The 11927-nt window shown below is 50.1% G+C and carries 9 protein-coding genes and 2 tRNA genes; 8 read left to right on the top strand and 3 right to left on the bottom strand.

Features of this window, described 5'->3' with window-relative positions:
- Positions 1-60 precede the first annotated feature (60 nt).
- The 5 genes from gcvA to MMIC_RS04480 are packed head-to-tail and all read left to right on the top strand — an operon-like array spanning position 61 to position 3991.
- Positions 61-936: a transcriptional regulator GcvA gene (gene gcvA / locus MMIC_RS04500; RefSeq protein ID WP_072659270.1), complete on the top strand. Its 876-nt coding sequence runs from the start codon at positions 61-63 to the stop codon at positions 934-936.
- Between the two features lie 59 nt (positions 937-995).
- Positions 996-1565, top strand: a complete 570-nt coding sequence (dcd, locus tag MMIC_RS04495) for a dCTP deaminase (protein WP_072659269.1) — start codon at positions 996-998, stop codon at positions 1563-1565.
- 1 nt (position 1566) lies between these two features.
- Entirely contained in the window at positions 1567-2442 is an 876-nt protein-coding gene (gene metF / locus MMIC_RS04490; RefSeq protein ID WP_072659268.1) for a methylenetetrahydrofolate reductase [NAD(P)H], read from the top strand.
- Between the two features lie 10 nt (positions 2443-2452).
- On the top strand, positions 2453-3394 hold the full coding sequence (locus MMIC_RS04485) for a bile acid:sodium symporter family protein (RefSeq protein WP_072659267.1): 942 nt from the start codon (positions 2453-2455) through the stop codon (positions 3392-3394).
- An 18-nt stretch (positions 3395-3412) separates the two neighbouring features.
- On the top strand, positions 3413-3991 hold the full coding sequence (locus MMIC_RS04480; RefSeq protein ID WP_072659266.1) for a YqiA/YcfP family alpha/beta fold hydrolase: 579 nt from the start codon (positions 3413-3415) through the stop codon (positions 3989-3991).
- On the opposite strand, the gene MMIC_RS04475 is transcribed toward MMIC_RS04480, so the two are convergent.
- From MMIC_RS04475 to MMIC_RS04465, 3 genes are all read right to left on the bottom strand, one after another.
- Positions 3988-5160, bottom strand: a complete 1173-nt coding sequence (locus tag MMIC_RS04475) for a citrate synthase (protein ID WP_072659265.1) — start codon at positions 5158-5160, stop codon at positions 3988-3990. The genes MMIC_RS04480 and MMIC_RS04475 overlap by 4 nt on opposite strands.
- A gap of 77 nt (positions 5161-5237) precedes the next feature.
- On the bottom strand, positions 5238-6143 hold the full coding sequence (locus tag MMIC_RS04470) for a site-specific tyrosine recombinase XerD (RefSeq protein WP_072659264.1): 906 nt from the start codon (positions 6141-6143) through the stop codon (positions 5238-5240).
- A 525-nt stretch (positions 6144-6668) separates the two neighbouring features.
- Positions 6669-6755, bottom strand: a tRNA-Leu gene (locus tag MMIC_RS04465).
- A gap of 58 nt (positions 6756-6813) precedes the next feature.
- On the opposite strand from MMIC_RS04465, the gene rnr reads away from it, so the two are divergent.
- The 3 genes from rnr (at position 6814) to MMIC_RS04450 (ending at position 10541) form a co-directional block, all read left to right on the top strand.
- On the top strand, positions 6814-8979 hold the full coding sequence (gene rnr / locus MMIC_RS04460) for a ribonuclease R (RefSeq protein ID WP_083530441.1): 2166 nt from the start codon (positions 6814-6816) through the stop codon (positions 8977-8979).
- A gap of 58 nt (positions 8980-9037) precedes the next feature.
- Positions 9038-9124 (top strand) — tRNA-Leu (locus MMIC_RS04455).
- A 190-nt stretch (positions 9125-9314) separates the two neighbouring features.
- On the top strand, positions 9315-10541 hold the full coding sequence (locus tag MMIC_RS04450; RefSeq protein WP_072659263.1) for a tyrosine-type recombinase/integrase: 1227 nt from the start codon (positions 9315-9317) through the stop codon (positions 10539-10541).
- Positions 10542-11927: the final 1386 nt, after the last annotated feature.

The raw sequence follows: 11927 nt of genomic DNA, 5'->3' as shown, positions 1-11927 counted from the left end.
TAGCGTTGACTTAGCAATATCCAAAAGGAATTATTCTCTATATGAAGTTGAGTTTTTCTCATGTCTGAAGTAAAGCTACCATCGCTCAATGCACTCAGAGCATTTGCTGTAGTTGGTGCACATCTGAATCTAAAAACCGCTGCCGAAGCCTTGTTTGTCACACCTTCAGCACTGAGTCACCAGATCCGCGGACTCGAACAGCACCTGGACATGCAGCTTTTTCATCGCAACCAGCATGGGCTGAAGTTAACCATCGCTGGAGAAAAACTCCTGCCTGATGTTCAGGAGGCATTCAAACTACTCAGCGACAGCATCAACAGCTTACAGGCAAAAGCTGAACAACATGTTCTAACCGTAAGCATGTTATCCACCTTTGCCATGCGCTGGTTCATCCCCCGCCTTGCCCGCTTTCAACAGCTGCATCCGGACATTGAAGTGCGCATCTCCACCTCGATTGAACCTGTCGATTTCAAACGGGAGGATGTCGACTGTGCCATCCGTTCCGGACACGGTAACTGGCCAGAGCTGCATGTGGACAAACTATTTTCCGAACAACTCACGCCGGTATGTAGCCCTGAGATTCAACTACTCAACACCGAGGCTTTGAGATCGCAAACCCTGCTGCATGCCAGACTCAGGCCGGATGACTGGCATATCTGGTTACATTCAGCCGGTGCTGACGGGTTGCGTGCAGCCCATGAACAAACTTATGAGACGCGCAATTTTGCGATTCAGGCAGCCATTGATGGCCTTGGCATCGCCATTGTTGACCCCGCTCTGGTGAAGGATGAACTGCTCTCCGGTCGTCTGATTCAACCTTTTGCCCAGTCTCTGCCAAGTGAGAATGCCTACCATCTGGTCTCACCACCCGAGAGGGAACCCTCGGTTTCACTGCAGGCTTTTCGCATCTGGCTTCTGAATGAAGCTCGCAAGTGACTGGCTGATTCGGGCTACTCTCGCTATCCTGCGGGACTCAATATTTCTGGAGGGGTATCATGTCCATCAAATCGGATAAGTGGATTCGCCGTATGGCGCAGGAACACGGCATGATTGAGCCGTTTGTCGATGGTCAGGTCAAGAAGCGTGAGGACGGTGTCGGTATGGTCTCTTACGGCCTGTCTTCCTATGGCTACGACGTACGTTGCTCTGACGAGTTCAAGATTTTCACCAACATCAATTCGGCCATCGTTGACCCGAAGGACTTCGATGCCAACAGCTTTGTCGATGTGAAATCCGACGTCTGTATTATCCCGCCCAACTCGTTTGCACTGGCTCGCACCATGGAATACATGCGCATCCCTCGCTCTGTGTTAACCATCTGCCTTGGAAAATCCACCTATGCGCGCTGTGGCATTATCGTCAATGTCACGCCTCTTGAGCCTGAGTGGGAAGGCCACGTTACGCTGGAGTTCTCCAATACCACGCCGCTGCCAGCCAAAATTTATGCAGGTGAAGGCGTAGCCCAGTTCCTCTTTCTTGAATCAGATGAAGTATGCGAGACATCCTACAAAGACAAATCTGGTAAATACCAGGGCCAGACCGGCGTAACGGTACCACGGCTCTGATATGAAACTCTCTGACATCCTCAACTCTGCCGACAAACCACTATTCTCATGTGAATTTTTCCCGCCCCGCACCGACAAGGGTGAGGAGAACCTGTGGAGCTGCCTGAAAGAACTACAGGCTATTAATCCAGCCTATATCTCCGTGACCTATGGTGCAGGCGGCACCACACAGGACCGGACCAAGGGCATAGTCAGCCGCATCAAGGATAAAACCGGGCTGTCACCGGTGGCGCACCTGACATGCGTTGGTGCAAGCAAAACACAACTGGGTGAACTGCTGGCCGAATACAAAGCTGCCGGCATTAATAATATTCTTGCCCTGCGCGGCGATGCGCCGGAAGGCATGAACAGTTTTGAAGCAGTGGCTGGAGGCTTCTCTTACGCCACAGATCTGATTGCATTCCTGCGCGAGCAGGGCGATTTCTCCATTGCCTGTGCCACCTACCCGGAAGGACACCCTGAATCCAAGGGTGGTGTTGCTGATGACATCCGCTATCTGAAGATGAAACAGGATAACGGCGCTGACTGTGCCATTACTCAGTATTTCTTTGATAACGATACATTTTTTCGCTTTCGTGACCAGTGTGATGCTGCAGGCATCACGCTACCGATTATTCCGGGCATTATGCCGGTCGGAAACTTTGAACAAATCGTACGCTTCTCATCCATGTGTGGTGCAGTGATTCCAGCGTGGCTGCATGAAAAGATGACCCCGATCCAGCATGATCTGGATGCCGTCAAAGCACTGGGCATTGAATTGGCGGCGAAACAGTGTCGTGAACTGCTGGAAGCAGATGCACCCGGCCTGCATATCTATACCCTGAACAAATCAGAAGCGACCATCGCCATCCACCAGCAGATCAAAGACCTGCTGTAGTCACTGAAACATGGCATTGTGGCGATACCTATCCGACAAGATGGCTTTATTGACCATCATCTTTGCTGTCATGGCCTACATGTTTCCAATGCTGTTTCTGGTTTTCAAAGATGTCTTTCTCTGGTGTTTTGCCGCCACCATGTTTGCACTTGGTGTGGTCCTGCACCCTGAAGATGCACGCTCTGCACTGCGCAAACCGAAAACCATTGCGCTCGGTGTCACCATGCAATACTGGATCATGCCCATGCTGGGGTTTGCCGCGGCATCGATCTGCACACTACAGGGCGTTTCACCTGCCATGGCTCTCGGCTTCATTATTGTCGGCTGTGCGCCGGGTGCCATGGCCAGTAATGTGATCACTTATCTGGCAGGTGGCGCAGTAGCCTTCTCAATTGCCATGACCATGGTTGCCACCATGCTTTCTCCGCTACTGACACCTACGCTGGTCGAATTGCTTGGCAGCGCCTACATGGATATTCCATTCTGGCCAATGATGCAGACTATTATTCTAACCGTTGTAACACCCCTGGCACTTGGCATGCTGGTGCGCACGCGTCTGGGCAACAACATTCAACTTGCGGAACAGATCGCGCCGGGTTTTGCCTCAATCGCTATCATTATTATATGTAGCTATGCAGTGGCAAGTAATCAGGAACGCATTGCAGATACGCCAATGACTGTTGTTTTTCTGGTGATACTGCTCAATGCGCTCGGATATGTGCTCGGCTGGTCCGCAGCCAGACTGTTTCGTTTTGAGCACAGCTACCGTATCACCCTCTCCATTGAAATCGGCATGCAGAATGCCGGTCTGGGAGTGGCTTTGGCACTGAAACATTTTGAGCCGGAAACCGCCCTGCCGGGTGCACTGTTTGCTGTCTGGTGCATCGTCACTGCGGCAGGCATGACACGCTATCTGCACAAAAAAACCGCTGATGTTGCTGCTGCAGTATAGGCCAGCACAGTATCGAACATGCTGATTTTCATCCACGGATTTAACAGCGCCGGCAACAGTGACAAGGCATACCGCCTGATCAAGGCATTCCCGGACAGATCCGTTTTAACGCCCGACTGCCCTTACGCTCCAGCCGATGCAATCACTGACTTGTGCACCCTGATTGAAAGTGGTCTGGAATCTCACAGCTCCGTTACTGTCATAGGCTCATCGCTGGGCGGCTTTTACGCTGTCTATCTGGCACACAAATACAAACTGGCCTCGATTCTGATCAATCCGCTGGTAGATCAGACACTCTTACGCCAGCAGATCGGGCCTCAGCGCAACTATTATACCGATGAGCAATATGAATGGACGACAGAGCATTGCGATCAGTTGGACAGCATGCGCGTTTCAGCAACCAAGCTGGCTATCAAACCGCTGCTGCTACTGGATGAACAGGATGAACTGCTGGACAGTCGTATGGCCGCAGAGCATTTTGACGGCCTGGCAGAGATTCACTGCTTTGATGGCGGCTCACACCGCTTTGAACACATGGATGAAGCTCTGCCGATCATGAGTAACTACATCGGCAGGCATGGCCGGCAACGAACTTAACCGCGTTCGTCTATCGGAATATAAGAGTCGCCTTTTTTGCCCACATAGATTTGCGCCGGACGGTAAATACGACCACTGCCGAGCTGCTCCTTCCAGTGTGCCAGCCAGCCGGAAACTCGCGCAATGGCAAAGATCGGCGTAAACAGGTCGGTTGGAATTCCCAGTTTACGGTAAACGATTCCGGAATAAAAATCGACATTCGGGCAGACACCTTTCGCACCCAGCGTACTCTCGGATAATTTTTCAATCTGACGTGCAATACGGTAGTCAATATCGACACCGATCTTGTCTGTCAGCTGCTTATACAATTTCACCAACAGCGTTGCACGCGGGTCCCGGGTCTTGTAGACGCGATGACCGAGCCCGGATATTTTCTCTTTATTGGCCAGCTTGCGGTTCAGATAAACCTCCGCATTTTCAACTGTGCCAATCTCATCAAGCATATCCAATACATCTTCATTGGCGCCACCATGCAGTGGACCGGAAAGCGCACCAATCGCTGCACTGATCGATGTATAAGGATCGGCATGCGTGGAAGCGGTCACCAGCGTCGAGAAGGTACTCGCATTCATCGTATGTTCGGCATGCACAATAAAAGCCACATCGAGAATTCGCTCTGTCAAATGATACGGCTCTTCACCCGTCAGCATGTAGTAGAAATTGGCGGCATGCGACAGGTCATCCCTTGGTGGAATCGGATCATCGCCATGGCGCATGCGGGCATGTGCTGCCACCAGCGTCGGCAACTTGGCAATCAGATTAATGCAAACACTGTCCACCGTAGCCTTATCCATTTCACCGGATATATTCTTGGGAAAAGGATAAAACATGCCCAGCGCCGCAACAGTTGCCTGTAGCGAATCCATGGGATGGGCAGATTCAGGAAAGGATTTCATCATATCACGAATACGGAACTTGATACGACGATGATGCTTTAGCTTGGCATCGAAATCACTGAGTTGTTCAGCAGTCGGCAATACGCCATGCAGCAGCAGGTAGGAGGTCTCTTCAAATGAGGACCTTTCTGCCAGCTGTTCGATATCAATACCGCGATATTCCAGATAACCGATTTTACCATCGACTGAAGATACTGCCGATTCAGCCACCGGAATCCCGGCTAAACCGGGTGAAAAACAGGATATTGAATTATCTGTGTTGTGATCTGCCATTTCATTTCTCCAGCGATACATTTACCCATTGGTCTGTAAAGAGGTCGCAGCATAACAAATCATCACAGCTGTTCCTATTATTTCACCGCCTGACCAAGCGGATGACTGTGATTCACCACATCATGCAGGCGTACACGGGTTACATGCGTGTAAATTTCAGTTGTAGTGACATGCGCATGTCCCAGCAGCATCTGCACTGCTCTCAAGTCAGCACCGTGGTTAAGCAGATGTGTAGCAAAGGCATGGCGCAGGGTATGTGGTGATGGCAGCGGCTTGATACCCGCCTGCAGGGCATACTGTTTAATCCTGAGCCAGAAATTCTGGCGTGTCATTGCCGCACCTTTTCGGCCTGCAAATAGAAACGGAGTTGCAGGCTCAGTCGGTCGCATAGCCATCCATTCCTGCAACCAACGCGTTGCCTCTTCACCAAAAGGAACCAGTCGTTCCTTATCCCCCTTGCCGATCACGCGCACCAATCCTGCCCCCATATCCATATCCGACAGACGAAGATGCACCAGTTCACTCACACGCAGGCCCGTCGCATAGAGCACCTCCAACATAGTACGGTCACGCAAACCCGTCGTAGTATGAATGTCCGGAGCATTGAGCAGTGCTTCCACATCCTGCTCGCCCATCAGCTTGGGCAATGGCCGGCTCTTGCGCAGACGCGGCAAATGCCTTGCCGGATGATCCTCGCGCTGGCCCTGATCCTGTAGATAGGTAAACCATGTGGAGAGCGCACTGCGGCGACGCTGAATCGTGCTTTCCTTCAATCCATCACGGCGTAATGATGCCAGATAATGAAGTACGGCAGCCTGATCCGCCTGCATCAGGGTTGTTTGATTGGCCTGAAAAAATGCACTGGCATGTAGCAGGTCAGAACGATATGACTGCGCTGTTTGTGCTGACCAGCCGCGCAGCATAGCCAGTCGCTGTAGCCTACCGGTGATGCGCTCTTCGATGTCTGACGTCGCCTGATCCATGCTTGCACCCTAATCACTTCAAACACGCCAGTCATCGCAGCTGATGCGCTTTTGTGGTATATTGCCCGCCAACCCGGTCTGGCAACAGGCTTGCGACATGCAATAAAACAGGTTCAAGCTCTTCGCTTAGACGGACACTTAGCGTATCACCCTCTGATTTAAAGCAAAAAAAGCAGCAGCCCGTATCATGACCGGATTTTAACTAACGCGGCTCATCGAATATGTTTATATTCGGGAGTCACAACAATTGATAAACATCAACAGTGAGCTGAAGATGTTTTGACTAACGAGGCCTTCGGCAGTGACATATTGCTTAATGTGGAATACAGACAATCGCTCTCACTGAACAATAAAGGTTCAGATGAGACTACAGGTCGCAGGATTTACCTGCTTCCCCCTGACGCGAATGCTCAGTGACTCCGGTTGCTGATGCGGGAATTAAAAAAGCCGCTGCGTAAAGCAACGGCTTTTTAAAACTAACGCGAAAGGGGGAAGTGACATCAAGTCACTTCCCCCTTTCTTTGTTGGTACCGAGAACTGGAGTCGAACCAGCACTTCCGTGAGGAAACTGGCACCTGAAGCCAGCGCGTCTACCAATTCCGCCACCTCGGCATATGGTCTCTTGCAGCTTGGCTGCGAGAGGCGGCGAATCATAGGATGGAGCACACTAGTGTCAAGTAAGAAAGATAGTAAAAGAACAAAAGCCAAACGGTCTGACAAATCGGCCAGGCACGGGACTACCGAGCGCGACCACCGTTCGCGCAAGCCCGGACGCAGGAAAAGGCCTGAATCATCGGCCTCATCTGAGCACCCGGCACAGCCTGCATCACCCTGGGCAAATGCCGGAAAAAAAAGTCGTAAGGGCAATACAGGAAAAAGTTTCCGCAAAGATCATGGCTCCAGAAAAAACCATGGAAAACTTCAGGGAACGCTAACTGGTCAGGTTTCCGCACACCCGGATGGCTTTGGCTTCGTGGATGTGGAAGGCCGTGAAAAAGGGCTGTTCCTGCCACCGGATCAAATGCGCGATCTCATGCATGGTGACCTTGTAGAGGTACAGCCTGTACGCAGTCGTGGTCGCGAATCAGCGGAGGTGGTCCGTATTGTCGAGCATGCGCCGAATGTTATTGTCGGCCAGTTTATCATTCAGCAAGGTCTCGGCCTGGTCAAACCACGCTCACGCAAAATGCCGCAAACCATCATGATCACCCGCTCAGATGCCGGTGCAGCAAAAGATGGTGACTGGGTACGCATTCAGACCAAACGCGGCCCGGGGCACCTGCGCGGCAAGGTGCTGGAAGTACTCGGCAGCGATCTCAGTCCATCGCGTCTGATTGATCTGATTGTGGCCGAACAGCAACTTGAAGAAGAGTTCCCCGCCACCGTCATTGCTGAAAGCGGCAAATTTTCAGACCGTGTGGATAATGCCGACATCAAAGGCCGTAAAGATCTGCGTCACCTACCATTTGTCACCATTGATGGCGAAGATGCACGTGACTTTGATGATGCCATCTGTGTTTTGCCACGCGGTGAAGGTTTTGAGGCATGGGTTGCCATTGCCGATGTTGCCCACTATGTGAAAGGCAAGTCTGCACTGGATAAAGAAGCGCTGGAGCGCAGCAACTCATTCTATTTCCCGGACCGGGTCATCCCGATGTTGCCGGAAAAACTTTCCAACGGCTTGTGCTCACTCAATCCGGACGTAGCCAGGCTCGCCATGACTGTGCGTATGCGCTTTGATGCCAATGGCACACGCCGCTCGATTCATATTTATGAAGCTGTGATTCATTCACAGGCAAGGCTCACCTATACACAGGCAGCTGCATGGCTTGAAACGGGTGATGAAACTGCAGTCGAAAAACCTGAAATCCGTCAGATGCTGGATGATACATCCCGCCTGTTCCGAAAACTGGAACATAAACGTGCTCAACGCGGTGCGCTGGATCTGGATATGCCCGAAGTTCGCGCAAAACTTGTCGATGATGTCGTCGTGGATATCGCCGCTTCCGAGCGCAACATTGCCCACCGTCTGATTGAAGAGATGATGCTGGCGGCAAATACTGCTGTAGCCGAATTCATGGAGAATAAGGAGTGCGCCCTGCTCTATCGTGTACATCCGGCTCCCGAGCGCGAAGCCATTGAAACACTCAACGAATTCCTTGCTCCGTTTGGCCTCTTCGTGGCCCTGCCAAAAGCCAAAGCTGAAAAGGCTCATGTTAAACCTGGCAATGTGCAGCGTATACTGGAGAAGTCTGCCGGCAAACCGTTTGCGCATGTATTGCACAGGCTTGTGCTGCGCTCAATGCAACAGGCTAAATATACGCCTGATAATGCGGGCCACTTCGGACTGGCTTATAACTGTTATGCACACTTCACCAGCCCGATTCGCCGTTATGCCGATCTGATTGTACATCGTCGTCTGAAAGCGCTGATCAAGGGTGAAGATCCGAATCGTGCCCAACCTGCCAATACACTGGCAGAAATTGGCGTACAAACTTCAACTCAGGAACGCAAACAACAGCGCGGCGAGTGGGACACACAGGCCATGCTGGCTGCGCTATTCCATGCCAAAGATGTTGGGAAAACCATGCCTGCACGCATTGCAGGCCTGACTAAACGCCGCATCTTCTTTGAAATTGAGCCCACCATGGCTGAAGGCGGCATGAATGTAGATGATCTGCCGGGCTCATTTGTACTTGATGATGCAGGGCATCAGTTAAGCGCCAAGGCAGGGGGCCTCTCTTATCATCTCGGAGATCAGCTGAACATAGTCATCGATTCCACTGATCCGGTGCGCGGACAAATCAATGTCCGCATCGCACCAAGTTCAGAGTAAACCGCTGTTGCGCAATCCTGTCGCTTTGGCAGGATTGCCGCCGCAAAAACAGTTGCATGCCGGGATGGTGGAACTGGTAGACACAAGGGACTTAAAATCCCTCGGCAGCAATGCTGTACGGGTTCGACTCCCGTTCCCGGTACCATTTACAATTATCAACACGTCTCATGACGCATCAAAACCTCTGTATTTTCAATATTTTATATTGCACTCATGTCTCACTATGCATCATAGTGCCTACTGACATACCAACAACTTAGATGGTACATGTGATGGTACGTCCTAAAAATATCTACATTCAGGCAATGAAATACCATCAACCAAGGCGGTGATGCATGGCATTAACAGATATAAAAGCGAAGGCCGCAACGGTTCCAGATGGGAAGAAACAAATCCGAATATCCGATGCTGGCGGCCTATATTTACAAGTCACCCCTGTCGGCAAATACTGGCGTATAAATTACCGCTTTGCTGGCAAACAAAAAACATTAGCCCTTGGGATATACCCATCCATTTCATTGAAACAGGCCCGTGTGGCTCGAGATGATGCCAAGCGCCAATTAAGCCAAGGTATCGACCCCAATCAAGACAAACAGGCAAAAAAGCGCCACGCAATAAAAAACCACCTATCCACTTTCAAATCAGTAGCCACTGAATGGATGGCGAAACAATCGACAATATGGGTGAAAACCACCACGGTAAACAAGCAAGCTATGCTGGATAAACATATCTTCCCATGGATTGGCTCGTTGCCCATTGCCGACATTGAAGCATCAGACATTCTTTCCGTAGTTCAGAGGGCGGAAAGCCGTGGCACCTTTGAGACCGCGCACCGACTTCGCATGCTGTGCAGTCAGATATTTCGATATGGTGTGGCCACCAGTCGCATCAAGAGCGATCCAACCAGAGACCTGAAGGGTGCTTTAACGCCGGTTGTGAACACGCACAGAGCGACTATTACAGACCCAAAAGCAATCGGCGCCCTATTGCGGGCGATTGAAGTATTCGAAGGCACAACGGTTGTGAAGTGCGCCCTACAAATGACCCCCTATGTGTTCGCCCGCCCCGGGGAGCTGAGGCATGCTGAATGGTCTGAGGTAGACTTTGACAAGGCTGAGTGGCGCATACCCGCAGAGAAGATGAAAATGAGGGTGACCCATATCGTACCGCTTTCAAAACAAGCCCTAGCCATCCTGAATGAAGTAAAGAGACTCACAGGCTCAGGCAAATACGTATTCCCTTCTATTCGCAACCCATCCCGCCCAATGAGCGAGAACACCATCAACGCATCACTTCGCCGTATTGGTTACAGCAAAGAAGAAATATGCGCACATGGCTTCCGTGGCATGGCTTCAACGATCTTGCATGAACAAGGATGGGAAAGTGATGCCATAGAGCGTCAGCTAGCCCATAAAGAAGGAAATGCAATCAAAGCTGCATACAACCACGCCAGACACCTCCCAGAGCGAGTGAAAATGATGCAGCACTGGGCAGACTATCTAGACGGACTACGTGATGGCACAAGCGTGATACCGATAGGCCATGCCAATGCGACAATATAAATTTTCATGGAGTACATGAAATGAAAACCGCAGCTGTCACCTTGCTCTCTATTATCATTCCCTTCGCAACCTTTTACTTTATGATTATATATGGCCCCGCTGCTCTACTTGCAGGCTTTGGCCTCATGGCAATCCTGCTTTATGATTCCCTGACTGATCCACCTTAAGATGAAGCAGAATAATATTTTCCCTATGCCACATGGAATAACTCAAAAAGGGCCTTCGGGTTCCCATGCGGGAAATCAATAATACCATAGGGCATCAAAACATTCCTAATGCGGATTATCGTGTTGTTTTTTTGGCTGGCTACGCTCTACCATAGTTGCCTCCAAAGCGTTAGATCGTCGGTACATAATGAGCATTGATACACTAAACCTCCGTTTATGAAGGTCATCGACGCCATCAATACTAATGCCATTTGCCGGATCAAATCACAGGGCACGGTTCTGCCTACAAGCTGCCCAGCATGTAGTTGTGTGGACTCCCATTAGAACAGTAGACACAGATAAGTGCCAAATCGAATGCCCATTTTTGGCGGTCATTCGGCAGAGCGGACTTTCAATCGAACTTGGTTGCGATCTTACTGGCATCACTTGAGCCTTTATCCGATTGGCGATGCCCGCGGGAGAGGCAACTTTGTATGGTCAAAAAGAAGCCTTTTCCTCAAGCATCCTGCTCTCTCCCAAAATAGATAATTTAATAATTAACATAATTACAGGGGGGGCACTTATTCTCACAGTCTAGTATTTAGGGGTAAGAGTGTAGGGTATGTAATTATTTAATTATTTATTTTTTTATATATTATGTAGTAGTACCAACGCCTAACGGTGAAAAGATAATTAACAAAGCCCGTGTTAATTATTGTAACTTATTGTAACTATCTATTTTGTTATTTCCGTACTAGGTAAATTGAACCCTTCACGCAATCTCTGCAGACACAGGTACTGAAAAGGGGACGCCGTCACGGGTAATTCGCACTGTGAACATTCGATATATACGAAAACAATTGAAACAATGTACGCATTATGTCGTTTCAAGACAACTCTTCTCATGCTTTGCAGAAAACGAGACATCACAGTGGCCATATGAGACTAGAGTTGTTATATCAACGGACTGGAACACTGAGGCTCCAACAGTTTACGGACATAACAACAACATGATTTCAAAAAAAATCGTAAATAGCGAACCGTTGCAGCGCGAATCACCCTCGACCCGCAAGGCTTCACAGTACCTTTGGGATATTCAGTGCACGCATTTACCAGTATTTTCCAATCCGTAAATGAGTCTGAAAGCTGATCGCATGGTTTATAGTTCATGCTGCCTCGTTGTTCTGCCCAAAGATTGTTTTGAACAAGGTTTTGCGAGCGTTTCGTAAATGCTTCCATG

Origin of the sequence: Mariprofundus micogutta (assembly GCF_001895085.1) — a bacterium.
Lineage (GTDB): Bacteria > Pseudomonadota > Zetaproteobacteria > Mariprofundales > Mariprofundaceae > Mariprofundus > Mariprofundus micogutta.
The sequence above is the reverse complement of the archived record's forward strand: the minus strand, read 5'-3'. Positions and strand labels throughout refer to the sequence as shown.